A 23,821-nucleotide genomic window follows, 5' to 3' on the forward strand; every position below is an offset into this window, starting at 1 on the left:
ACTTGACCTGGAGGTTTAGTGGAAACGTGACGACTTCAATTCTTATTGAATTCTGACAGGAGCATCAAGCTAATATCATTGACAATTTTATCTACCCAGTGAGAAGGATAAGTCGCGCTCAGAAAAATGATATCATAGTGCCTCAATCCCCAGCTCCAAACTAGAGCATCAGCCCTACACTCCGCCTGCTCCTTGAACCGGGCCCTGGCGCCTCGGTTCAAGGGCCACTCTTCCTCCGGCGGCAACTCAGCCACAACATGTCCCAGTTCCCTAAAAACAGATCCCATGAAATGATCTTCAGGCCAATCTTGAGCTTCATCACAAATGGAAATTGTGTAAATCAGGCCAATGGAAGAAACGTGAGCCCTGGTTTTCATACCGAAGGGTAAGCCCGGATCAGGAACAATCAGAATTTTGAAATTCCGCGACCCGCTTAGAAAAAGATCCAAAACATCAGGAGGAAGACTCTCGAAGACCTTCAAAATCCTCGACCTTGTCACATTTCTCCTGTCCAGGTCTTTCCCAGCGTCTTTGAGATCCAGTATGTTATTCGTATACGCCGAAAATCGGTCATCTATTTTAGTCAAGTTCGCCTCTTTGAAACGCCTTTCCGGACGCTCACCACAAGTTGTAAAACGCTTTAGACCGAGTCGGTTCAGGTTGGGTGGAAACTCTCGTAGGAGCGGCCTTTTCCCATTCCTGCAATAGTTTCGCAAATTCTTTATTTGAAGGGTCCATTGATATGGCTTTCTTCAAAGTTAGAATTGCAGCGGCGTCCTCATGCAGCGCCTTGTGCACTTCAGCAAGATTGCGAGTCAACTCCGGAGCGGTAGAATCTCCCATTGATACGGCCTTTTCGGCGAATCGCTTTGCAAGCGCAGGATTCCTGACGGAAGAATCATTCGCTGTCGCCAGCAGCAAGCCCAAAGCGGAATAGCCTGGAGCGAACTTCTTGTCGAATTCTATAGATTTTTCAAAATCTTTCTTTGCCAGTCCATATTCTCCAAGTTTCGAATACGCTGTTCCGCGATCCTTGTAGAGAACAGGCGAATTGGGGTTCATTTCAATAACTTTGCTGAATTCCTCTATGGCCTTGTCGTCACGTCCCTTACCACTCAGCGCCATACCTCGATTGTGATATGCGGAAGCGAAATTTGAATTTATCTCAATGGCTTTGTCGAAGTCCTGGAGAGCGCGGTCAAAATCCTTTATTCTCATGTATGCGACGCCTCGATTGTTATAAACCATGGCATTGGTAGCATCCAGTTTTATAGCCTTGTCAAAATCTTGAATCGCCTTTTTGTATTCGTTCTTGCCATTAAACGCAAAACCCCTGTTGTTGTAGTACCTTGGATCATTGGAATTCAAAGCTATCGCGCTGTTGAAGTCCTGAATCGCCTGATCATAGTCATTAAGACCATTGAAGGAGAAACCTCTGGTATTCAAAGCCTCGGATGACGATGGCTCAAGCCTGATAGCCACATTTAGCGCTTCGACGGCCCTGGCGTAGTCGCTTATAGCGTTATAGGCGAAGCCTAACCTTGCAAAAGCGGGAGCGTAAGCCGGATCGAGCTTAGTCGCCTGGATAAGGTCTTTTATGGCCGCTTTAGGGTCCCCTTTTTTAAGGTAAGTCTCACCTCTCTTGGCCCAGGAGCGCGCGGATTGGGGGGCCATCTTTATAGCGTCGGAATAATAGGTAAGGGCCTGATCCAGAGAGCCTGAGTCTTCAGACTGTAGACCGGCTTTAAAAGTATCTACAAAATCTTCCGACCAACTTGGACTCGCGTAAAATGCCATCAATACTGCAAACGATCCGAATGCGAATAAAATCCTGTTTTTCACAAGAACAGTTTCTCCTGAATAGGCTTTGGGGATTATGATGAGTTTCTCAAGATTGTTTGGTTCTCTCGGAATTTCTAAATTTATCTTGAGATGTATATCTATTTTCTTTCAATTGAGCAAGAAACCGAGCCATGTAGGGTGGCTCCAGCGCGAAATTAGATTGTGGAGGCAACTGCAATGGACTTACTCGAAACAATACGGCGAAGACGCAGCGCAAGAGGTTTTCTCAATATTCAGGTAGACAGCGCTATCCTGGAAGACGTCTTGAGGGACGCGTGCAACTCTCCGTCAGCCATCAACATACAACCATGGGAAGTTACCGTGGTTACAGGAAATGAAATTAAACGACTCTCGAAGAGATTGTTGAAGCGCTTGGCAGAACGAAAGGTTACTTGCGGACCCGGATCTTCAAAAGAAATTCCCGCGAGATTTATTGACAGGGCCAAGGAAACGGCAGAGGGAATGACTCCTCTGGTAGAAGAAATGCGGATGGATTTTAAAACATTCGTCAATGAAGGTAGCCTGCAGTTTTACGGCGCGCCTGCGGTAGTCTTCATATATCTCGATGAAAGTTTTCCTCCTGACCGCATGGTTGATATAGGAATTTTTATAGGGTACTTCGTTTTGGCTTCGGCGGGACATGGCCTTTCGACATGCCCGATCGGACTGGTTACCTGGTATGAAGACGAGATTAAAGACGTTTTGAATATTCCCGAAACCAAGAAACTGGTAATCTCGCTGGCCGTGGGATATCGGGATGATAAATCTCCGATAAACGCTTTCAGATCAGATAGGGTCGATACAAAAGAATTCGTCAGGTGGTTCAATCCTTAGAACTCGTCCTTGATCGAATCCGCCAGAATCCCCTTATCAAGGAACAGAATTTTTTGGGCCTTTTTTGCGGCTCGCGGATCATGAGTCACCATTATTATCGTTTTCTCGAATTGACGGTTAAGTTCCGCCAATAGATCCAGGACATCACCTGCTGATTTTTTGTCCAAATCGCCCGTAGGTTCGTCCGCCACCAACAATACGGGATCCGTCACAATCGCTCTAGCTATGGCTACTCTCTGCTGCTGCCCGCCAGATAACTCGGATGGGAAATGATCCATCCGGTCATTAAGCCCAACCGCCTCAAGCGCTGTGACTGCATGATCCCGTCTTTCGCGTTTTGAAAGAGAAGTCAGAAGTAGTGGAAGTTCAACATTTTCCAATGCGTTGAGAACTGGAATCAAGTTGTAGAACTGGAAAATGAAACCAACATTCAAAGCCCTCCATTTGCTTAGTTCTGATTCGCTCAAGACAGCTATGTTTACCCCATTGACGATTAATCGACCTCTGTCGGGTCTATCTATCCCCGCGATAAGATTTAGAAGTGTTGTTTTCCCCGAACCGGATGGTCCCATAAGGCCCAGAAATTCGCCCTGGCCAACAGAAAGACTGATGTCGGTCAAAACAGGAATGGTCTGTCCGCCACGTTTATAGGTTTTAGTAAGTTCTTCGATTGTTACCAAATCGGGTTGAGCCACAGCGAATCGCCTCACTCTTTGATCTTTACTCTCAAACCGTCTTTAAGCTGGGAATCTGGGTTCAGTACGACCGCATCACCCTTTTTAAGTCCAGAAAGTATTTCCGTTATATCCCCCCAGGAGCGCCCTTCCCTGACCTCGGTGGCATGAACCCTGCCATCCCGGATTACGAAAACTGTTCTGGCTCCGTCTTTGCCTGATATAGAATTTGTGGGAACACCCAGGAAAAGCTTATCTTCATCATTTTTCAGTGGTCGAGATAAAAAAGCGACCTTTGCGCTCATTTCAGGAAGTACTTTTGAGTCTATTTTATCAAACTTGACCTTGGCCAAAACCGTGGCTTTGGATCGGTCAGCGGTCGGGACGATCATATACACGGTCCCTTCAAATCTGTCATTTGGAAACGCGTCAAGGCGAATTTCCGCTGGACCCCCTGCTTTGACTTTTTCAAGGCTGGATTCCGACACATCAACTTCAACCATAAGTGAACCCATGTCAGCCATCGACACCACGGAGGCTTTCGCGTTCAGGGACGCGCCCATCGGCGCTACTACTTCTCCCTCTTCAGCGCTTTTGGTCAATATCACGCCGTCAAAAGGCGCTCGTATATAGGACTGCTCCAGGTTCACTTCCGCCACTTTCACGGAAGCTCCAGTTTTATCAACTCTAAATCTTGCGGATCTGTGAGCGGCTTGAGCTTTTTTATATCTGGCTTCAGCGGAATCAAAAGCCTGCTCTGAAACTGCGCCGGAATCTTTGAGCGACTTCTGTCGGTTAAAATTGAGAGTGGCGTCCTCCAATTCCGCTTCGGCATTATTTAGGTCGGCCGTAGCAACTTTAAGGCCTGCTTGGGCTTCTTCCAGGGCGGCTTTCAAATCGTCGTTTTCCAACTGTGCGATCACGTCGCCCTGTTTAACAAATTTACCCTCTTCGACGTACAGATGTTCAAGTCTGCCAGTTGCCTTTGAGGAAACTGCGGCCTTTCTTTGGGCCACCACATAGCCGCTGGCGTTAAGAATCGTCAGGGCCCTTGATGGGAATGCGCCGGTCACTTTGGTCACATGAATTTCTTTTGGTGGCCTCAGCCAGTTGGTCCACAGCAAATAGCCGCCTATAGCAGCCAATCCTGACAGCAACAACAAAAACAACACGATTTTGATCAAGGGAATTCCTGCGCCAGGCGTATCCTTTGATTCCAGGCTGATTTTAAGTTTGTTAAGTCGGTCAGAGGACATGTTGAGTTTGATCTCCGCTGATAAACAGGCTCTGCATTTTTAATATAGCGTCATTTTTGTGAGGTCGCTCGTTGAAGGATCTCAATGCAGATGCTAATATCAATTCAACTGTGTTGATTTCCAACAATCGTTTCCAAGATAAAAGCCTTTAATAACATTCCTGTTCAGAGGAACACCGTAATCTGATGTGGTCTAAAATCCAGTACTTGCCTCGTATTCTAATAACCGCTGTAGGCTTGGTGATTTTCACAAGTCTTCTAATGCCTCCAATAGTCTTCTCAAGCCTGTTAACCTCATCAGGCGGCCCGGCTTTTCGAATGATGGGATGGTGGGCCAAGATAATCGCTTTTTTCATGGGCTTAAAGTTTTCAGTCTTCGGGGCCGAAAATGTCATGCCGGGGCAATCGTATATTGTCACTCCCAACCATCAGGGAAACACAGACATCTTAGCCCTTGTGATAAAACTTCCTCTTCGCTTTCGTTGGGTCATAAAGAAGGAACTCCTACGGATTCCAATATTTGGATCGGCCCTGGCAGGAACTGGAGCAATAGCGATAGACCGGTCCAACAAAGAAGCATCTGTACAGAGTCTGAAACGCGCCGAAGAGAAGCTGTCAAATGGCTGGTCTTTGTTAATCTATCCTGAAGGCACCAGAACATCGAATGGAGAACTCCTCCCGTTCAAGAAAGGACCATTCATGATGGCGATTCAAACCGGCCTTCCAATCTTGCCTGTCACATCGAACGGCGCCTTTAAGATTCTTCCGAAAAAAACAATGGCATTGCGTCCCGGCCACATAACTCTTACGATAGGAAAGCCGATAGAAACCAAAGGTCTGACCGAGGATGATGTGCCCCAACTCATGGAACAAACCAGAAAAGCAATCGCTTCAAATCTAAGAACTGACTATGATCCATTTAAAGATTGATGATCAAAATGGTTAGGCACGCAAACGTTAAAGTTGGCGCGTGCGATTCTGGAATTTTAACCCAATGGCTCAGTCTTCCAACTCCAACTCTTCGAGCGGTTCCCTTCCGTATTTGCGAACAAAACTTTCCTGAGCGGTCTTGTACGCTTGTTCCTGGTCTCCAGAGTCAGTGATCACGGCTAACGCGCTGTCGAGACTCTGTTTGGCCTTAACCAACCGTAGAGCGTCTCCATCGCGAGCCGTCTGGTCAACCCATTCCAACGCCTTTAAAATTTCTGATTTATTCATGTTAATATCCTCAATTGTTAATAAGTCCTTTTTTTAAATCCTTGCGTAATGCCAAAGGCCTGACGCCCAATTCGGCGCATCTATTCTTCCTTGATTGCCGCAGCCGATGGAGCCCGAACAAGTCTCCAGGTCGGATAAAGAGAAGATAGAAAACAGGCAGCCATTGTCAGAGCTAACGCTTCTAAAAATATCCACTGGTTCACACTTATATCAATAGACCATCCAAAAGACCTGAAGTTTATAGCGTACACTATTATATAAGTGAGTGACAAACCACAAACAGACGCTATGAGGAACGAGGCTAGCCCCATGATCAGCCCCTGGTAGACGTTCATCCTTCCGATCTCCCAAGGCGTAAGTCCAAGATACCCAAGGACCCGAATTTCTCGTGATCTTTCAAGCAGTATAGCCATCATGGCTGTAGCGACTCCCAGTAGCGCCACCAACAAAGAAACCCCCTTCAGCGTGCTTGTAGGCGCGAATGTTTTGTCAAAGATTGAAAGTACTCGTTCCCTCATTTCATGGTTAGAGACAATGGTCCTATCCAATCCCTTGAATTTTGACGCTATAGACTTTTTCACTTCTCCGAAGGAAACGCCCGGTTTTAAAAACAGCGCAATGGATTGTGTTCTATCATCTTTCCATATTTTCTTATATTCCTCTCGATCAATCTGCACTGTGCCTTGATCAGAAGAATAGTCTCTCGTTATCGCCACGATCTTGAACTTTTGCGGCCCATTCGGAGAATCAAGGCTTACAAAATCACCAAGTCCAAGGTGGAATTTGAAGGCCAGAGGCTCTGATATGAAAACCCCGCCGTTACGTAATTTCTCCCAGGCATTGTTCTTATCGCCTTTCATGAAATGGAACCTGGCTCTGCGTTCAAGTATCCGGGATTCCATGACTCTTAGTTTGACTGGTTTGCCGTCCAAAAAGACATTGATGGTTGAATATCTTTCCAGCGCGTCGACCCTAGGGTCCTGTTCCATTTCTTTCATTAAAGATTCCGGGAGAGGATGATCCCATTTGGTGGTTTCAGGCGATATGTACAAATCCCCTTTTAACGCTTCTTCCAGCCAGGCGGCTACAGAAGTTCTGAAACTGTATATCATGGTATCTACGCCAATGGTCATTGACAGGGCCACGGCCAGAGCAGCCACCGCTATGGATGTCCGGCTCAGGGACGCCCCAATATTTCTGGCCGCCAGGAAACCTTCGAGTCTTTTAGAAGATTTCTTCAATATTAAGCCAAGGTAATACGTAAATGGACTCAGCAGACCGGGGGTAAGAAGCGCAAATGCCGTAGTCAGACCGAAAGCTGACACAAAACCCCAAAAAATTGAACGCTTCGAAGCCCATGCCGCTGATACGGCGAAAATGAGACAGCATACGCCGGCTAGAGACAGGTATTTCTTTAATTTGTTGACCTTGTCTTCGATACTCTGTCTTTTCAGTCCCAGGACAGGAGGCGTGGTCGCCACTTCAAGCGCAGGCATCGTGACACCGACAAGTGTGGCCAGGAACCCTACGGAAAGGCCACTTATAATTATGCTCCTCGTAAGTTCCACATGGAGAGCGTTGACCTGAAAATATAGTTGACTGATCGTTGAGGATACTTTCCCTATACTGTATGACGCTACTGAAAAACCTAAAATTATTCCTATCAAACTTCCCAAAACGCCCAGGATTGTTGATTCAATCATGAATGCGATAACAAGTTTCCCGCGATCGGACCCCAAGGTTAATAGTAGGGACATGTCCTGGCGCCTCGACAGGACGGAGAACATTGAAAAGTTGTATATCAGGAATACTCCTACAAAAAGCGCTATGAGGCTCATGGCCGCCAGGTTGAGTTGAAAGGAATAAAGCATCGCTGTCAGAGTGGATTTTCTTGAATTCGCGTCAGTCACTTCGAGTCCAGGAGGCAAGGCTTTGATCGCCGAAGATACCGGCCCATCGACTATGAGGTCTATTCTGTCCAGTCGACCAATGCGGCTAAAAACGTTTTGAGCCGAAGCTATATCCATTACAGCAAGATTTTCCTCCAATCCCCCATTAGCGTTTCCAGGCAGGGGACCTAAAATCCGGATTCTCTTTTCCAAACCCGCTTCGAGCGCAGTCAACCAGTCTCCAGTTTTCAGGTTATGCTTTTTGAGAAGGTCCGCGGAAACAAATGCAGACGGCTCGTCAGTATCAAAGAACTGTGACATTCCTTTCTGATCATCGAATTGTGGAACCCAGTTGCGAAACGGAGCCTCCAGGAATGGATCCACTCCCAGGAAATGGACCGGTTCCGAACCTGTTTCGAGCGTATCCGCCATTACGTCTACCAGTGGAGTGGCGGCTACAATTTTGGGATTTTCCCAAAATTGTTTAAAGTAATTCTCATCTATTCTTCCATATGTGGAAATGATCGAATTGGTCGCTCTCCCCGCTAGGAAGTCAACCGAGGATTCGAAGGAGGCAAGAGCTGAGTTGTTGATCAACTCCACAGCCACTATGATCCCGACACCCAATGAAATTCCCAACAGGCAGAGCATAGCCAGGAGCGTATGTCTTCGATAATATTTGAAGTTGAATCTGAGCAGTGTTATCAAATTCATCACGTGGCATCATAGGATAAATGAATCAACAAATTCGTATCAATTCGATCTCTTAAGTCGCACAATTATTTTCTATCAGTATTCCGGACTTGAGTTTGTAATGTCTTGGGGCAATCCACAATGCGTCGGGACTGTGCGTGACCATGATCAAGGCAGCGTTGGATTCCAGGCAAATCCTGTCTATAAGTTGCAGAATGCTGTTTCCCGTTTCCTGATCGAGATTTCCAGTGGGCTCGTCTGCAAGAATCAGTCTTGGCTTCTTGACCAGAGCGCGGGCGATTGCGACCCTCTGTTGTTCGCCTCCTGACAAAACCTCCGGAAACTTCTTCCAAAAGCCGCCCAAGCCAACCTCAGCCAGGAGTTCATGCGCCCGCGTATGGTCACTAATACCTAACAACTCCAAAGGCAGGGTGACATTTTCCCCCACCGTCAACGAAGGAAACAGGTTGAACGACTGAAATATGAATCCAACCTCCCTGCGTCTGTAAAGGGCCAGATCAACTTGAGATCTTTTTGTAAGTTCTTTGCCGTCAAAAAAGAATTGACCCTCTGTCGGAGTGTCTACACCTCCAACAATGTTAAGGAACGTGCTTTTCCCTGAACCGCTCTTTCCCAATAATATTACCCGCTCTCCCTGAAAAAGTTCAAAACTAACCCCGGCCAGAGGGAGAACCTCGCTTTTGGAACCGCTCAAATAACTTTTCGTCACATTTAACAGTCTGACCAGAGGGCGCATATACTCCCACTTAATTTGCCGCGTCGCGATCGAAATAAAAACAGCAAGTGTTTACTTGAACCTATGCCAATTCAATGATCGGGCTCATGCGGCATCATGAATGGATGACGCAAGACTTTCCCGTACGGTGAAACGACATAAAGAGGATGTCTTGAAATTTGGAATCTATCTGTTGTTTCTTCTCTGGCTTGAAGCAGCGGCGTTGTTAGAGTCACCATAAATTCTTTTAAGGCGTTTCTCAAAGTACTCGCTTCTTTTCTTCCGAAACACCATATAATCCGACTCGTCAGGCAACTTGTTGTCGTTCACTCTAAGCCAGATATTAGTAACAGTTACCTGTTCCAGGACAAATCCAAGCCGCATACAAATTAGCTCGCCCTCTGAAAGCTTTCCTATCGCGTTATCCAGGTCTCTCGCCGTCGGTTCACAGTATCTGTAAATGGCGTCACGAAAAGCCCGATCAGACATTAACTCGACAGGATGTTTCTTTTTGGGGTCGGCCAAATGCTTGGCGGCTACAATTACACGATAAAAATCCCTTTTCATTAGAGGGATACCGTATGAAACAATTTTGTCCGCTGTCGGGCGCAACCCTAGAACTTTTTTCTTTTCCGCCGAAGAAAAGGCTATCGAGTAGGGAAAAGAATCTATGTTCCTCTGAGCGTCCTGGAGTTTGTGCACCTGCTCTTCCAGGAAGAGCAGGCTACTTAGAGGACCGCGCTGCGCCTGCTTAATAAAGAAAATCAACGATGGGCGCTGTTCTATGAGTTTTTGCGTAACCTGTTGATTAACTTCGGTTAGCTCATATTTTAAGAAGGCCTCAATTATGGCTTTATTATTATCCTTGACGATCTCTCCAGCTATTGTAGCGTCCGGGAGTTCAGCGCCATCTGCCTCATGAGGAACCCAAAAACCACAGACATTCATCGCAAAAACGGCAACTAGAATAGAGCCCAAACGCATTGTCCGGATCATCATTTGGTCTACCCCCGATTGTTCTTTGATGCCTTGACCTGCTCTTCTATCCATTCCGATACTTCCCCGAAACCTTCACCTGTCTTTGCAGAAACTGGAAACATCTTAATATTGGGATTCATTGCTATTACTGTCTTCTGGAATTCTTCCATATTAAAGTCAGTATATGGAACTAGATCTACTTTGTTGATCAACAGAACTTGGGATTCAGTAAACATTAACGGGTATTTCAGTGGTTTGTCATGTCCTTCAGGGACTGACAGAATCATTACCTTAAGATTCTCCCCGAGATTAAATTCCGCCGGACAAACAAGATTTCCTACATTTTCAATGATCACCAAATCTTTACCTTCTATACCAAGACCGGAACACGCGGCTGTAATCATATTAGCGTCCAGGTGACAGGCGCCGTCGGTATTAATCTGGACAACATCGACGTTCTCCTGCTGGATCCTTCGAGAATCGACATCAGAAGCTATATCGCCCTCTATGACTCCCATTTTGAGCTTGCCTGAAAGACTTTCAATTAATCTGAGGATTGTGGATGTCTTTCCAGCCCCTGGCGCCGCCATCAGGTTGATTACAAATGTTCTGTTAGTTTCAAATGATCTCTTGAGGTTAAGGGCAAGCGCTTCATTGACCTCCAAAATATCTCTGTTAACGTTTATTGTTTTTACGGCCATCACCTTCTCCTTGCTTTTGATCGTTTACCTTTTTTGGCTATTTTCACGGCCCTGACAGTCTCTAATGTGTCTTTCTGATCGAGGTATTCCACGTACGCGCAGTCTGAGGGCATCCAGTTAATCTGTCTGATGAATTCCTCTGTAAGTTTGATACAGTCTGGCTCAATTTCATGGCGATTCTCGTAAATTTTGCACATTCCGGTGACAGTGTCCAGATATACACACGGTTCGCTGGTATAAACGATTTGACCTCCGCCCAAATCTACTTTTTCATAGCAGCATTTTGCGCATTTTCGGCAAATCGATTCCCATTCCTCATCCGTCAATTTGTCTTTTTCAAACGTTGAATTCTTCATCTTAATGAATTGCCGGCTCTTTAATATCAGTCCCTTAAAACAGTAACACGTTCCGCCGTAAGTCCGCAAACTGAGCGCTTGAATTGTTTATTTGGCTTTTCATGTTTCTCGTATTTTATTCTTTGCCCCAGCTTTTTATATCCATCCGAACTGAAAAATCATAAACTGGGCGGACCGTTTTGTGATCTTATAGGTTAACTTTTTAATGAAGGGCGGGCAACAGAATGCCTAACAATACCAGAAAACGTGTCTTATTTCTTTGCACAGGCAACTCGTGTCGGAGTCAGATGGCCGAAGGTTGGGCTCGACAATTGCTCAGTGATGTAATTGAACCTTTTTCAGCGGGTGTGGAAAAGCATGGTTTAGATCCTATAGCCGTAGAGGTCATGAATGAAGCCGGTGTTGATATATCCAGCCACAAATCCAAATTAATTTCAGAGTTGGCGGGTCTTGACTTCGATTACGTGATTACTCTTTGCGACAACGCCAGGCAGACCTGCCCTTTTTTCCCTGGAACATCAAAAAACATCCACATAGGGTTCGATGACCCCAGATCAGTAACCAGCGTATCAAATACATCCAGGGAAGAAAAACTCCAGACCTACAGACGGGTGCGGGATGAAATAAGGAAAATGATTGATGACTTACCTAAGACACTCGGTCTGTGATATATGGCAAGCATGTAGGATTGGATGTCAGGATTCGCCAATAATTTGAAAAGTGGTAACCACTACTGACGTGCTCTCACTCCTTGAACCTGTAACCTACGCCACGGACCGTTTCAATCAGATCTCCAGAGTCGCCAAGTTTTTTCCTGAGCCCCACGATCTGGACATCTACGGATCTATCCGTGACCGGGTAGTCTGTTCCCTTCACAGAATCAATAATTTGTTCTCGAGTGAATACCCAACCGGGTCTCTTGGCCAGAAATTCAAGTATTGAGAATTCGGTCGCTGTGAGGTTCACAACGGATTGTTTAACCTTAACCTCGTGTCGTGAAGGATTAATAACCATTTCATGAGCCTTAATGATGGCTCGGTCCTCGGAATGTTCGGGCTGGTTCCTCCGCAGCAGGGCTTTAATTCTTGCCAGCAGGACCCTCGGGCTGAACGGTTTGGTCACATAGTCATCCGCTCCCAACTCCAGCCCCAGCACCACGTCGGTGTCTTCACTTTTTGCCGTAATCATCATTATCGGAATCTGGGAAGTTTCAGGACTTCCCTTGATGATACGACATGTGTCTAGTCCATCCCTGCCCGGTAACATGAGATCAAGCAGTATGAGGTCAAAGGATTCCTTCTTGAGCTTATCCAGGGCATCTTCCCCGGTTGTGGCGCTTATGACCTGAAAGTTTTCCTTTGTCAAATTGTAACGTACCAGTTCAAGGATATCTTCTTCATCATCTACGACCAGGATACGTTCTTTAGCCATTATGGATATGCCTTTGGGACTGTTTAATTATCGGGTAAGTGAGGAAACATTCCGAACCATTTTCTTGAAAGAGAATATCATGATTAATGCTAACACAGCAACGAACTCTATTTCTCGATTTTGAGGAATACGGAGACTCTTTCACCCGAAAAAGAGATGCAGATTCTATTCCTTTTCCTTATTTAGAGCAGTTTTACCACTCATGTCATCTTCCAATTTTTCCGGCCCAGCCATGCGTATCTTAACGCTTTTCTAACCTTACTCTAACCATTTCTAACGTTTCTTTAATTAACAGCTAACGTTTCATCGCCAGAATTCGATCACCGAATATTTCCTTAAACGGAGGGGATCCCAGGATTGACCTTGGGCGAAAACACGCGAAGCCTCGGGCTTGGCCGAGTCAGAAGCTTCGCTTGAGCTGGGATTCTCAAATTTTTTTTTTGAATGGGAGGAAGAATGAAAAGGTTTGGACTTATTGGCTTAATCGCCTTATTAGCAATTTGCGCAGCAGCGCCGGCCTTCGCCTGGGAGTTTTCGATGAAGGGCGACTGGGAATGGCGCTATCGTTACTGGACCAGGACCGGTCAAAACGACATTTTCGGGCAGATGGACGGTACAAACGTGAATCTTGGTATCAACCACCTGTCCGTTTTTCCAACCGCAGCGACTACCAACCGAATGAGTGACACAAACAATTTCGGAGTATTGGCAGGGCAGAACAATTTTGGCTGCGATATGAGTCTCACCGACAACAGGGCCACTATTTTCCCAAAGATCAAGGTCAACAAGGCCATTTCTGTTGAAAGCTCCGTTAATCTAACATCCCTTGGAATATGGTCTGATGGAGACCCATACAATTTTGGAGGGACTACTGGCGCTGCGGCGGGGACTTATCGAAATGTGGGATTTTACAATTCTATGTATGTTCCTATCAACGACCGGCCGGTTGCCAGCAATGTTCCCAATACCTTTGTGACTCTCCAGTGGTTGAAGGCTTCGATCCATACTCCTATGCTCGACTTCAGTCTTGGCTATAAGACCAGCGCTATCGGGATGGGGTTGTGGAAGCATAAAGACAACCGTTCATCCGCGTCCTTCAGCGTTACCGCTCACTATGGGCCTTTCAAAATAGGATTCAGCCCTTATTTTGGACGTGAGCAGTCAGCGTGGTCTCTAGGTAACGCTACTTCTCGTAACACCGGGCCTGGTTCCACGCAAAGACAGGAAGATCGGCGCAATTATTTTCAGGCTGTCATGGGAGAAATACATTACGGTAACGGTCCTCTCGAGTTGCAATTAGTGTCTGATTCGTATCGTCAGCCCAGCGCTCCCGCTGTACCAGCGGGTACAGTAGCCAATCGTTTTCGAGGGGCAGCTCTTACCGTCAGTGCGCCTAGCGACGATATTTTACGATACAGAATTGCGTTGGCCGCTAAATACAACAATGGTCGAGTCTTTTTCAACGGTGAGGCCGACTGGTTCAATCGCTGGCGGTCAGGCAGAGGCACGGGCAACCCTGCGACCGGGTTGGTAAACGTAAACGAGGACGACGCTGCGTGGCTTTATGGGGCCGAAATTGGAGCGCTTTGCGGGCCTTCCAAGATAACATTCAATTATGTCCGTGCAACCGGCGATGACCCAAGCACCAGAAATACCAGCGAGGATGCGGCTACTGCGGAACAGGGACTCTCTGGTCCTTACATGAAACAGTGGGGCTATCTGATGTACTACATGTATGGAACCGGTGACGGATGGGACGCGTCCGGCAACGGTCAACCCACCAATTTTCATCATGTAGGAGGAAGACTTGATTACGCAGTTGCGGCCAACCTCAACCTTTCCTTTGTATTCTCACAGGCTTGGCGTGATCAGGCAAGTTCATACAGACTCGGAGGGAATTACGCCATTGAGGGTCGAGTCTGGACCAACGCTGACATCCTGAACGCTCAGAATGGAGTCAATGTGGGACAAGCAGTCCCTGGGAGCGCAAGAGACATTGGATGGGAAACGGACTGCGGGGTAAACTGGAAAATACTGGAAGGACTGACCTGGAACTCGACCTTCGCATACTGGAAACCCGGCAATTGGTGGGCATACGCGTTTCCCAACACGGCCAACATTTATCGCGCTCTCGGTGGGGCTACAGTCATAGGCAACGCAAACCAGGCGATCGCCACTTACAATCTTGGCAGAGATATAGACGCTCTTTTTGCCATTGAAACCAATATGCTGATCAGTTTCTAGCTTTGAGATACCTGACCTTGAGGTGAGACGAAATATTCAACCCATGGGTCTTGTAAATCCCGATGACATAGACTCACGCTCCTCTTGACCAGGGGAGCGTGTTAATTTTCGGACAATTGGGTTCGATTAGGCGAGACAATAGCGCTCAAAAGCTTTAACCTCGGAAACCTTTATATTCAGCCTTGACTCTAAGTCAATAAAACAACGGAGGATCTATGGAAAAAAACGAACAGGGAGTTCGGGCGGCAGTTACCGAACTTGCCGACAATCTCGGAGTTATAGGTGTTTTCATGCTCGGTGAGGCCAGGGCTTTTCTTGTGAAAAGTTGGGGCGCTTCCCGCGAGGAGTTTTTCGTGGCCGTCGACCAAATTTCCAAAACCATGAAGCAGTCCGGAAACATGGCTGTGGATGATATTGACAGGGCGGCTGATAAGATTAAACAGTCCTGGGATCTCCTGATTCAAGAGAAGTGCCTGGACTGGGACGCGTTTTTTAGTGAACTGAAAAATCGCCTTGCCGCTCTGGGGAATGTCAGTAAAGACACCTTCGATCTTTGCGTAGACCAGGCTGCAGAGACGCTTGACAAGCAGTGGACAGCATTTGGCAGGGTCGGCGAGAACCAGGTAAAATACACACAGGAACAAATAGGCTACATGGCGTCGTCCGTCAAATCCCAGTGGGACGTAATCTGGGATACGATGCAACAAACCGGCGACAAGATCGACCGAGCTGTCGACGCTGCATGGGAAGAATTCAAGAAATAAGTTTTAATGCGCGTCGACCATGTAGCCCTTTAGCGAATTTCTAACAGGAATAAATTATTGGCTGAACAATTGGGGCATATCATCACGCATAGGCTGCCCACCGAAAATATCCACCAAACGGCTCTCTTACGTCTCCCCTGGGCAGCCCATTTTTTGTACAACCGCTTTCTGTTAGCAATCCTTTACCAATTATCTCGTAGACGGCATTTATGTTTTGGCCTCTTTCAAATACGTGGTTCAGCAATTCAATCTGGCTGAAAACTTATAGTCCTGGATTATTCCGAAAAAAATTAGATATTGATTCGTCCAATTTGACAAATCCCTTCACAGGATTCACACAATAGTCTGTAATGATAATTCCACGTGGTAACAATTAGTAGGAGGATCACAAGATGGCCGTTCATGAAGAGAGATATCAGGAGCGTGTTAGAAGCCCAAGGACCGCAGTGTTGCTAGCATTAATATTAGGCCCAATAGGTATGTTCTACGCCACCATTACTTGGGCGGCGATAATGCTATTCATGAACATCGTCTTTGGACTGATCACCTATGGTCTAGCAATACTTATTCTTTGGCCAGTAGGCGCTCGAATAGCCTATAAAGCCGTTTGCGCGCGCAACCAAAAACTGCTTCGACAACGGAACGATCATGCGCAACCATTTTCTCTGTCTATCGAAAAACATCCACGAAAATTAATTGACAAAAACCCAGGCGCCGTCCGCGCCGAAAACTCAACAAGGACGATTTCGTTGATGACTCAAAGTAATAAAATCTATATGAATGGGAACGCCTTGATCAAGCTTGGGTTGGGCCTCATTCGTAAGGCAGAGACAAAATGGTTGCCAAATGGCTTCATAAGCGGCTTTTCCAAAACTGAATTCACAAAAAAACTCTCAAGTTTTAAAACAGGAAAACCTTCGCTGCTTCCCAATCATGCTCTGAATTCGAGTGAAGACGTCTTCGGCGCCTTTGAATTGAGACTTATTAGATTGAAAAAACTGCGAGACAAAGGTTTGATAGACGAGCTGGAATTCAATAACAAGAAAAAAGCTATATTAGATGAGCTATGAAAAAAATACCAAACTGAGGCGGCTGAGAATTAGTGGAGATTATGACAAATCATTGTTGAGACAAGGGATCGGAATAATGTAGAGGAGTCTCACAGCCTTAAATGAGAGCGGCTATAATCGAGAGCGACGAACCTTCAAGAGCCTTATCCAGGGCTAGACTGACTATAGCCCTAGACACGACCCTCCCCGCTTCCGAAAATACCGTATCCATGTATCTACTGCTTGAAACAAGTTTGGTCATATCAATGTAGCCTTCTTGAGATAAGACTTTAAGCAATGTGGTCGAAGTCACCTGTGATTCATCAAAATTGACCTTTAGGCTACCTGTGAGGGAATTGACTTCAATTGAATCGATCCCTTGTTTTTCACGTAGCAGTAGAGTTAATTCGTCGGCAAGTTTGACGTTCCTTTTTAGGCGGGGAATTTTGACTCTCAACCTTCCCGGTGTCCTATGAATATAACAACCCATGTAAATTTCCTCCAACTCTCTTGAATGACCCATCAAAACTTGGGCTTCAGTCATTAAGTTTCCACGCGCTGTCGCTTTGAAAATATTTAGGTTTAAATTATTAGACGTATGTTAGGACCAAATTAATTTTTAATGTGGATATCAAGTATTAGTTGAATTTCAGGTTTTTCTCGTTTGCGCTCTTCGCAGAAAGGAGTTGACTTTAATGCCTTGAATTTACATTTTATGGGTTAGATGTGATTATTGCAGACAGATTGAAAAGGAAGGGGAAGAAAGATGGCGATTTCGGACATGATCCCAAAAGGTGGTATTTGGACAGGGATTGCTGTAGGCGCTGGCCTTCTAGTTGCGCCCATAGTCATTCCAGCAGTCGCAGGCGCCGCAAGGCCATTGCTCAAAGCCGTCATAAAGGGCGGATACATGCTTTATGAATATGGCCGAGAGATGGTCGCCGAAGTAACCGAGGTTGCAGAAGACCTTTTTGTGGAAGCAAAGGCCGAGTTTGAAGCAAGCGTGGCGGAAGTCAGCGAAGGCAAAAGTTCTGCATTAGTGCATAAGCCTGGCAAAAAATGATTCCAGAAGCCTACATCGTTCACAGGGTTAATGACCGTCTGCGAATTAAAGTCCCTTCTAAAAGACGTGATAGGGATTTTTTTACCTCGATAGAAAAGAAATTCTCAAAACATGCCGGCGATGAAACGGTTGTGGTTAATCCGGATACGGCCTCAGTTCTATTTCTGGGCGGCTTTACCGCTAAACACATCGCCGAAGTGGCTCAACAATCGGATTTATTCAAATTAGAGACCAAAACGCGCCGTCGTGTGACCCTTCTCGGCGGCGTAAAGGACATGTTCCACACGGCCGACAAAGATCTTTTGAAAATGACTGGGGGTGGATTAGATATCCCGAGCATAGTCTTTCTTGGGTTGGTAAGTCATGGCATTTATCAATTTGCACGTGGAAATTTCACCGGTCCACCATGGTATGTGGCATTTTGGTATGCCCTAGGCCTAGGCCTATTTTCCCAATCCAGGCTGACCGAGTTGGAAGAAATAGACGCTGATTTTCTTTGAAATAGATCACCCTCCTCCTTTGTTCCTGAATTACGCGTCTTAACCGGATACTAATTCGTTTCTAGCCCTATCCTAACGTGAATACGATCTACTTTGTTCTTGTTTGCATAAACAGGTTTCCGAAGAAAAATAGATTTGATTCAAGAAATTCACAACACTGTAAAAGGCCGAGTAAGGTTTAAAGTCAAGGGACTTTATCGTTCAGAAAACCTTAAAAAAACAATTGAGATTCAATTATCCGAATTTAATTTCGTAAATCGCGTTTCCGCAAATGTGTTGACTGGAAATGCATTGGTCCTTTTTGATCCCGTTTGTAATCGTCATCTGATCTTCTCTTCTCTCGAAAAAATTGTTGCGACCTATTTTGTGAAGAGCAGAAACAGGTCTGAAAATAAAAACATAAATGAGACATCTGGAAACAAAGCTCCATCATCAACGAAAATACGCGCTGATCACATAGAAAGCCAACCTGTCAATGAAGTCCCGTCTGCGGCGCAAAGTTTCCGATGGTGGCATATGGAGGCTCAGGAGATTACCGACCTCTTTGGCGTTTGTCCAAAAACCGGCTTGTCTGATCAATCAATCAACGCAAATCTTATGAAGCATGGTTCGAACTTCTTTCCTGAACCTGCCTCTCGTTCAAAGCTCGAGATTTTCTTCGATCAGTTTACATCTATGCCGGTAGTATTACTCGGCGCCGCCGCAGGGCTTTCTGTTTTAACAGGAGGGCGGCTTGACGCCGCAATCATTTCCGCAGTCATTTTAATCAACGGGGCGATAGGTTTTATAACCGAAAACGACGCAGAAAGAACCATTAGTTCACTCAAAAAACTTGTCAGACCATCTGCCGAGATCATAAGGGGATCGATAAAACAGATCGTTTCAGCCGACCAGATTGTATGCGGGGACATCTTGGCGCTCAAACCCGGTTCGTACGTGGCTGCGGACGCAAGAATTATCGAGAGCCAGCTCCTGAGCGCTGATGAATCAATCTTAACAGGTGAGAGCTTACCGTCAAGCAAGGTCGCCACATCGCTGAGCGGTGTGTCTATACCTATATCCGAACGTCAAAACATGGTCTTCGCCGGCACACGTATCACAGGTGGACATGGCATAGCGGTGGTTGTGGCCGTCGGGACCTCCACAGAGGTTGGGAAGGTCCAGACTCTGGTTTCAGAAGCTGAACGGCCAACCACTCCTATTGAAAGGCAGCTTACAGTTGTCGGAAATCAACTTACCGCAGTGTCCATCGTTGTCTGCGTCATAATCTTTTTCATAGGCCTGGTTAGAGGAGTCGGGCTGATTCAAATGCTCAAAATGGGCGTTTCTCTCGCGGTAGCGGCATTACCCGAGGGTTTGCCGGCCGTGGCTACAACAACTCTCGCGTTAGGAGTGCGAAGCATGAAGCGCCACGGAGTGCTTGTTCGAGATCTTGACGCGGTATGTACTCTGGGTTCCGTTCAAACAATTTGTTTCGATAAGACCGGCACGGTTACTCTGAACCACATGACAGTTACCCAGGTTTTCACCGGCATGACATTTTTAAACACCTGGGACGGAATGTTCGCCTCTGGGTCCAAACATGTGAATCCTTATGAGTCCGACGAATTGATAAAACTTTTGCATGTTTGCATTTTGTGCAGTGAAACACAGATCCAATCAAATAATGGCGGGTTCAAACTTCATGGTTCGGCGACTGAAAACGCTTTGGTAAGCCTGGCGATTTCCGCCGGAGTTAATGTTGAGGCGGTGAGAAATCAGTATCCACTTGTTGAAAGGAATTACAGGGCTGAAAATCAGCTATTTATGAGAACGCTTCATCAAGCGAATGATTCCGAGAAGCTATTGGCTATTAAAGGTAGCCCGTATGAGGTCCTCGCTAAATGCTCGAATTTTATAAAGCATGGCGTGCTGTATGAGTTGACTGACGAAAGTCGTGATGAAATTGACCTGGCAAATGAGAAGATGGCGGGGCTCGCGTTAAGAGTATTGGGAGTAGCCTGCGCCCACGGTCGTAACGGTGATTCGGATATAAATTGTTCCAATTGGACGTGGCTAGGTTTGGTAGGTATGGAGGACCCTGTTAGAGAAGGAGTCAAAGAATCAATTGAGTCTTTTCATAGAGCCGGAATCGACACAGTGATGATTACGGGCGATCAGGGGCCTACCGCTTATGCGGTCGCAAAAGAATTGGACTTAAGTCGGGGCGCTCCGATAGAGATAGTCGACTCCAGTTATCTTGAAGCGAATGATCCCGAAATAGTTAAGGCATTATGCGGCAAAGCCCATGTGTTTTCTAGAGTGAGTCCTTCTGACAAGCTTAGAATAGTTCAGGCGTTGCAGGCCAGTGGAAAGATAGTCGGTATGGCCGGCGACGGCATCAATGACGGACCTGCCCTGAAAGCCGCAGACATTGGGATAGCAATGGGCGCTAGTGGCACAGATGTTGCCCGTGAAGTCGCCGATATCGTGCTTGAAAATGATGATTTGGAAACTTTGATTGTGGCTTTGAGCGACGGGAGGACAACTTATAATAATATTAGAAAGTCACTCCATTATTTGCTCGCCACGAATTTTAGTGAAATAATTGTCATGTTGTTCTCCAGTCTGTTGGGTCTCGGCTACCCCTTGAACGCCATACAGTTATTGTGGATAAATCTGATATCCGATGTTTTTCCTGGGCTGGCCCTGGCGTTGGAACCACCGGAACCCGATGTATTGGCGCGGCCACCCCGTCATCACGATGAACCTATTGTTACGAACGAGGACTTTAAACAAATTGCTATTGAAGCCAACATATTAAGTATTTCGTCTTTATCGGCGTATGGATACGGTGTCGCCAAATATGGCTTGGGCCCAACAGCAGGAGTGTTCGCGTTTCAAAGTCTCACAATTTCTCAAATCCTTCACGCTTTGTCGTGCAGATCTAAAGACACAAGCATATTTACCGATGATGGGCGTCCTCCGAACAGATATTTAAATGTGGCCGTGTTCGGGTCCCTGGCTTTGCAACTTCTCACCCAGTTGGTACCATCCTTACGAGGATTGTTGGGGTTGGCGCCCATAACGGTCGGTGACATGCTTGTGATCGGCGCGGCTTCAACCCTTCCTCTGTTAATCAATGAAACTCGAAAGACAGGATCAGAAGGTCAGCACAAATGAAAAAGGAATTCGTTCATACTTCTGAGTCGGTTACGGAAGGACATCCTGACAAACTGTGTGATCAAATCAGTGACGCCTTGGTGGACCGGTTTTTTGAGTCTGACCCAAAGTCCAGAGTAAGCGCTGAATGCGCTGTTTCTTCTTCGATTGTTTTTATCGCCGCCAGGTTCGCTTCTGAGACCAAGGTTGACTTTCCCAATGTGGCCAGAAAAGTTATAAGAAAAATCGGGTATACGGATAAAGAGTTCAATTTCAAAACCTGCAACATAATCACAAGTCTTAAAGAAATAGCCCCAGATCAGAATTTCTTTTTCGAAGAGTCTAATATAACAGACGACGAGATCGATCGAATTCCTGCGACTGATCAAGTCACTCTGTTTGGTTTCGCTTGCAGGCAATCCTCCGAACTGATGCCTTTACCCGTTACGTTAGCTCACAGTCTGGCCAGACGCCTCACGTCGGTTCGAAGAGACGCTGTATTGCCCTACTTGGCTCCGGATGGCTCTACTCAGGTCGGGGTTCATTATAAGGATGGAAAACCATTTCGCATTCACAGTCTTACGATCAGCGCCACCCAGATCGATCGCTATGTCCCTACGCCTGCGACTCTTCGGGATGATATTTTGACTCATGTAGTGGATGATGTCTTCAAGGACCAGTCTGTAAGGCCTGACAATGAGACGAGACTCTTCATCAATCCCTATGGCTTTCTTAAATTAGGTGGGCCTTCTGTCCATTCCGGCCTTACAGGAAGAAAAAACGCTCTGGACACCTATGGCGGTTACTCCAGAAATAGCGGGGCCGCGTTGAGCGGTAAAGACCCCCTGAGGATTGATAGAGTTGGGGCGTATGCGGCCAGGTATGCGGCAAAAAATGTTGTTGCGGCAGGATTGGCTGAGGAGTGTGAAGTAGAATTGAGTTACGCGATCGGATTGCCTCGCCCCGTAAGCGTCCAGGTTGAAACACGCGGAACAGGCATAATTGACGATACCTTGATAGCGAAGAAAGTTGAGCGTTGCTTTGATTTTCGACTCGGTGGAATAATTAGGAAGTTTAACTTGAGACTCTTGCCTTCGCTATCAAAGGGTGGCTTCTTCAGGAAACTTGCGGTCTTCGGGCATTTTGGCAGAAAAGACCTGTCTTTGCCGTGGGAAGAAACAGATAAAACAGAGGAATTGATAGCCGATTGATAGAAGTAGTCGAGTGGTTCCTTTGTTTCTTTACGTTCTATATTCTTAATTCCAATACAATGTTTCAGGTCCAGTTGATACCTCAAAGAATTAACTGTCCTCTAATACTCTCCTAATAAAACCCTCACAATAAAGTCTTTAAGTTTATTTAATCCAATTTAGGTAATCAAATCCAAAGGAGCAAAGATGAGATTTCGGAAAGTTCTCTTATTAGGTTTGCTGGTAGTGGCAGTCGCTGCAGGGTCCGTATTCGCTAAAGAAGGCTCTGACGCTAATGGACAGTTCGTTAGATTAACGGGAGCAGGCGCCAGTTTTCCTGCGCCACTCTATAACAAATGGTTTAAAGACTATCACGCTCTTCATCAGAACGTGCAGGTAGATTACCAGTCCGTAGGTAGCGGCAGTGGCATAAAAAATTTCATCAACAAGACGGTTGACTTCGGCGCCAGTGACGCGGCCATGACACCGGAAGAAATCTCGAAGGTGGACGTTGGGGCCCAGTTGTTACCTATGACGGCAGGCAGCATAGTTCTGTCATACAATCTGAAGGGTATCCCCGGGTTGAAACTGAGCAGGGAAGCGTATGCCGGCATTTTCCTCGGGAAGGTTAAGAAATGGAATGACCCTTTGATCACAAAGACCAATCCTGGAGTAAAACTACCCGACAGTCCTATCCACGTGGTGGTTCGAGCTGACGCGAGTGGCACATCCTTTGTGTTTACCAAGCATCTTTCCGCAATAAACCCGGAATGGGCGAAGAACCCCGGATTCGGCACCATGCCCAACTGGCCTGTTGGGACTCGCTCCAAAGGTAATGAAGGCGTAACCGCAAGCATCACCACAACACCGGGATCCATTGGCTATCTCGAGTATGGCTATGCCATAGGGCAGAAATTACCGATGGTAGAGCTTGAGAATAAAGCCGGCAAATACATCAAGCCTACTAATGAATCAGCCCAATCGTCTCTCGCAGCCGTGGAGTTGCCTGAAAATCTTATTGCGTGGCTGCCTGATCCTCAGGGTGAAAAGTCCTATCCTATCGTCACATACACCTGGCTGCTTTGCTACAAGCAGTACAGCGACCCCAAAAAGCTGGAAGCCCTGAAGAGTGTTATCGAATATGGTTTGACGACAGGACAGAAGGACAGTGAGAAACTTGGCTACGTGCCATTGCCACAAAACGTTGTGGGTAAGATTAAGGCCGCTCTTAACAATATCAAATCAAAATAAGTTCCCAAAAGG

Annotated in this window: 23 protein-coding genes; 11 read left to right on the forward strand and 12 right to left on the reverse strand. The window is 46.3% G+C overall.

Translation table 11 applies throughout. The annotated features are described in order from the left end of the window. Positions 1-35: 35 nt before the first annotated feature. On the reverse strand, positions 36-587 hold the full coding sequence (locus tag WC647_01785; protein ID MFA6221024.1) for a hypothetical protein: 552 nt from the start codon (positions 585-587) through the stop codon (positions 36-38). 31 nt (positions 588-618) lie between these two features. Then, positions 619-1,842, reverse strand: a complete 1,224-nt coding sequence (locus WC647_01790; protein ID MFA6221025.1) for a tetratricopeptide repeat protein — start codon at positions 1,840-1,842, stop codon at positions 619-621. Between the two features lie 177 nt (positions 1,843-2,019). Between WC647_01790 and WC647_01795 the strand changes: the two genes are divergently transcribed. Then, positions 2,020-2,676, forward strand: coding sequence for a nitroreductase (locus WC647_01795; protein ID MFA6221026.1), 657 nt, complete (start codon positions 2,020-2,022; stop codon positions 2,674-2,676). Here the strand turns inward: WC647_01795 and WC647_01800 are convergent. Both WC647_01800 and WC647_01805 read right to left on the reverse strand, forming a co-directional pair. After that, positions 2,673-3,371, reverse strand: coding sequence for an ABC transporter ATP-binding protein (locus tag WC647_01800; protein ID MFA6221027.1), 699 nt, complete (start codon positions 3,369-3,371; stop codon positions 2,673-2,675). The genes WC647_01795 and WC647_01800 overlap by 4 nt on opposite strands. An 11-nt stretch (positions 3,372-3,382) precedes the next feature. Beyond that, on the reverse strand, positions 3,383-4,606 hold the full coding sequence (locus WC647_01805; GenBank protein MFA6221028.1) for an efflux RND transporter periplasmic adaptor subunit: 1,224 nt from the start codon (positions 4,604-4,606) through the stop codon (positions 3,383-3,385). A 185-nt stretch (positions 4,607-4,791) separates the two neighbouring features. On the opposite strand from WC647_01805, the gene WC647_01810 reads away from it, so the two are divergent. Then, the gene (locus WC647_01810) at positions 4,792-5,535 is read left to right on the forward strand and encodes a lysophospholipid acyltransferase family protein (GenBank protein ID MFA6221029.1); all 744 of its coding nucleotides are present in this window, start codon (positions 4,792-4,794) and stop codon (positions 5,533-5,535) included. A 69-nt stretch (positions 5,536-5,604) separates the two neighbouring features. Here the strand turns inward: WC647_01810 and WC647_01815 are convergent, their stop codons facing one another. From WC647_01815 to WC647_01840, 6 genes are all read right to left on the reverse strand, one after another. Then, the gene (locus tag WC647_01815) at positions 5,605-5,823 is read right to left on the reverse strand and encodes a hypothetical protein (GenBank protein MFA6221030.1); all 219 of its coding nucleotides are present in this window, start codon (positions 5,821-5,823) and stop codon (positions 5,605-5,607) included. 80 nt (positions 5,824-5,903) lie between these two features. Then, positions 5,904-8,426, reverse strand: coding sequence for an FtsX-like permease family protein (locus WC647_01820; GenBank protein MFA6221031.1), 2,523 nt, complete (start codon positions 8,424-8,426; stop codon positions 5,904-5,906). A 52-nt stretch (positions 8,427-8,478) separates the two neighbouring features. Then, positions 8,479-9,162 carry an ABC transporter ATP-binding protein gene (locus WC647_01825; GenBank protein ID MFA6221032.1) on the reverse strand — a complete coding sequence of 228 codons (684 nt, stop codon included), beginning with the start codon at positions 9,160-9,162 and terminating at the stop codon, positions 8,479-8,481. 165 nt (positions 9,163-9,327) lie between these two features. Then, complete coding sequence (locus tag WC647_01830) at positions 9,328-10,191, reverse strand: hypothetical protein (protein MFA6221033.1); 864 nt, start codon at positions 10,189-10,191, stop codon at positions 9,328-9,330. Continuing rightward, positions 10,146-10,820 (reverse strand): hydrogenase nickel incorporation protein HypB, encoded by a 675-nt coding sequence (gene hypB / locus WC647_01835; protein MFA6221034.1) that lies wholly within the window; start codon positions 10,818-10,820, stop codon positions 10,146-10,148. Before hypB ends, WC647_01830 begins: the two co-directional genes overlap by 46 nt. Further along, entirely contained in the window at positions 10,820-11,176 is a 357-nt protein-coding gene (locus WC647_01840) for a YkgJ family cysteine cluster protein (protein ID MFA6221035.1), read from the reverse strand. Before WC647_01840 ends, hypB begins: the two co-directional genes overlap by 1 nt. A gap of 224 nt (positions 11,177-11,400) precedes the next feature. Here WC647_01840 and WC647_01845 point away from each other — a divergent pair, with 224 nt between their 5' ends. After that, positions 11,401-11,844: an arsenate reductase ArsC gene (locus WC647_01845; GenBank protein ID MFA6221036.1), complete on the forward strand. Its 444-nt coding sequence runs from the start codon at positions 11,401-11,403 to the stop codon at positions 11,842-11,844. A gap of 76 nt (positions 11,845-11,920) precedes the next feature. Here WC647_01845 and WC647_01850 read toward each other — a convergent pair whose 3' ends face one another. After that, the gene (locus WC647_01850) at positions 11,921-12,607 is read right to left on the reverse strand and encodes a response regulator transcription factor (GenBank protein MFA6221037.1); all 687 of its coding nucleotides are present in this window, start codon (positions 12,605-12,607) and stop codon (positions 11,921-11,923) included. A gap of 456 nt (positions 12,608-13,063) precedes the next feature. Here WC647_01850 and WC647_01855 point away from each other — a divergent pair, with 456 nt between their 5' ends. The 3 genes from WC647_01855 to WC647_01865 all read left to right on the forward strand — a co-directional run bounded on the left by WC647_01855 (position 13,064) and on the right by WC647_01865 (position 16,685). Beyond that, on the forward strand, positions 13,064-14,851 hold the full coding sequence (locus WC647_01855; protein ID MFA6221038.1) for a hypothetical protein: 1,788 nt from the start codon (positions 13,064-13,066) through the stop codon (positions 14,849-14,851). A gap of 215 nt (positions 14,852-15,066) precedes the next feature. Beyond that, positions 15,067-15,615, forward strand: coding sequence for a hypothetical protein (locus tag WC647_01860; GenBank protein MFA6221039.1), 549 nt, complete (start codon positions 15,067-15,069; stop codon positions 15,613-15,615). A 392-nt stretch (positions 15,616-16,007) separates the two neighbouring features. Continuing rightward, positions 16,008-16,685: an SHOCT domain-containing protein gene (locus WC647_01865; GenBank protein MFA6221040.1), complete on the forward strand. Its 678-nt coding sequence runs from the start codon at positions 16,008-16,010 to the stop codon at positions 16,683-16,685. Positions 16,686-16,782: 97 nt separating this feature from the next. On the opposite strand, the gene WC647_01870 is transcribed toward WC647_01865, so the two are convergent. Next, positions 16,783-17,208, reverse strand: a complete 426-nt coding sequence (locus WC647_01870; GenBank protein ID MFA6221041.1) for an HMA2 domain-containing protein — start codon at positions 17,206-17,208, stop codon at positions 16,783-16,785. 222 nt (positions 17,209-17,430) lie between these two features. Here WC647_01870 and WC647_01875 point away from each other — a divergent pair, with 222 nt between their 5' ends. The 5 genes from WC647_01875 (at position 17,431) to pstS (ending at position 23,809) form a co-directional block, all read left to right on the forward strand. After that, positions 17,431-17,727, forward strand: coding sequence for a DUF5132 domain-containing protein (locus WC647_01875; GenBank protein MFA6221042.1), 297 nt, complete (start codon positions 17,431-17,433; stop codon positions 17,725-17,727). Beyond that, positions 17,724-18,227, forward strand: a complete 504-nt coding sequence (locus tag WC647_01880) for an HMA2 domain-containing protein (protein ID MFA6221043.1) — start codon at positions 17,724-17,726, stop codon at positions 18,225-18,227. Before WC647_01875 ends, WC647_01880 begins: the two co-directional genes overlap by 4 nt. A 135-nt stretch (positions 18,228-18,362) precedes the next feature. Then, entirely contained in the window at positions 18,363-21,389 is a 3,027-nt protein-coding gene (locus WC647_01885) for an HAD-IC family P-type ATPase (protein ID MFA6221044.1), read from the forward strand. Continuing rightward, positions 21,386-22,579, forward strand: a complete 1,194-nt coding sequence (gene metK / locus WC647_01890) for a methionine adenosyltransferase (GenBank protein ID MFA6221045.1) — start codon at positions 21,386-21,388, stop codon at positions 22,577-22,579. The genes WC647_01885 and metK overlap by 4 nt, the downstream gene beginning before the upstream one ends. Before the next feature lie 186 nt (positions 22,580-22,765). Then, entirely contained in the window at positions 22,766-23,809 is a 1,044-nt protein-coding gene (pstS, locus tag WC647_01895) for a phosphate ABC transporter substrate-binding protein PstS (protein ID MFA6221046.1), read from the forward strand. Positions 23,810-23,821 lie beyond the last annotated feature (12 nt).

The organism is Desulfomonilaceae bacterium (genome assembly GCA_041662605.1).
In the GTDB taxonomy this organism is placed as follows: Bacteria; Desulfobacterota; Desulfomonilia; order Desulfomonilales; family Desulfomonilaceae; genus CAJBEZ01.

Bases quoted from the DNA above. Each gene is read 5' to 3' on its own strand.
- WC647_01795 (MFA6221026.1), top strand. From the start codon at position 2,020: ATGGACTTACTCGAAACAATACGGCGAAGACGCAGCGCAAGAGGTTTT.
- WC647_01880 (MFA6221043.1), top strand. From the start codon at position 17,724: ATGATTCCAGAAGCCTACATCGTTCACAGGGTTAATGACCGTCTGCGA.
- WC647_01850 (MFA6221037.1), bottom strand. From the start codon at position 12,607: ATGGCTAAAGAACGTATCCTGGTCGTAGATGATGAAGAAGATATCCTT.
- WC647_01860 (MFA6221039.1), top strand. From the start codon at position 15,067: ATGGAAAAAAACGAACAGGGAGTTCGGGCGGCAGTTACCGAACTTGCC.
- hypB (MFA6221034.1), bottom strand. From the start codon at position 10,820: ATGGCCGTAAAAACAATAAACGTTAACAGAGATATTTTGGAGGTCAAT.
- WC647_01815 (MFA6221030.1), bottom strand. From the start codon at position 5,823: ATGAATAAATCAGAAATTTTAAAGGCGTTGGAATGGGTTGACCAGACG.
- WC647_01825 (MFA6221032.1), bottom strand. From the start codon at position 9,162: ATGCGCCCTCTGGTCAGACTGTTAAATGTGACGAAAAGTTATTTGAGC.
- WC647_01820 (MFA6221031.1), bottom strand. From the start codon at position 8,426: ATGAATTTGATAACACTGCTCAGATTCAACTTCAAATATTATCGAAGA.
- WC647_01865 (MFA6221040.1), top strand. From the start codon at position 16,008: ATGGCCGTTCATGAAGAGAGATATCAGGAGCGTGTTAGAAGCCCAAGG.
- WC647_01805 (MFA6221028.1), bottom strand. From the start codon at position 4,606: ATGTCCTCTGACCGACTTAACAAACTTAAAATCAGCCTGGAATCAAAG.
- WC647_01830 (MFA6221033.1), bottom strand. From the start codon at position 10,191: ATGGATAGAAGAGCAGGTCAAGGCATCAAAGAACAATCGGGGGTAGAC.
- WC647_01870 (MFA6221041.1), bottom strand. From the start codon at position 17,208: ATGACTGAAGCCCAAGTTTTGATGGGTCATTCAAGAGAGTTGGAGGAA.
- WC647_01810 (MFA6221029.1), top strand. From the start codon at position 4,792: ATGTGGTCTAAAATCCAGTACTTGCCTCGTATTCTAATAACCGCTGTA.
- metK (MFA6221045.1), top strand. From the start codon at position 21,386: ATGAAAAAGGAATTCGTTCATACTTCTGAGTCGGTTACGGAAGGACAT.
- WC647_01840 (MFA6221035.1), bottom strand. From the start codon at position 11,176: ATGAAGAATTCAACGTTTGAAAAAGACAAATTGACGGATGAGGAATGG.
- pstS (MFA6221046.1), top strand. From the start codon at position 22,766: ATGAGATTTCGGAAAGTTCTCTTATTAGGTTTGCTGGTAGTGGCAGTC.
- WC647_01855 (MFA6221038.1), top strand. From the start codon at position 13,064: ATGAAAAGGTTTGGACTTATTGGCTTAATCGCCTTATTAGCAATTTGC.
- WC647_01875 (MFA6221042.1), top strand. From the start codon at position 17,431: ATGGCGATTTCGGACATGATCCCAAAAGGTGGTATTTGGACAGGGATT.
- WC647_01845 (MFA6221036.1), top strand. From the start codon at position 11,401: ATGCCTAACAATACCAGAAAACGTGTCTTATTTCTTTGCACAGGCAAC.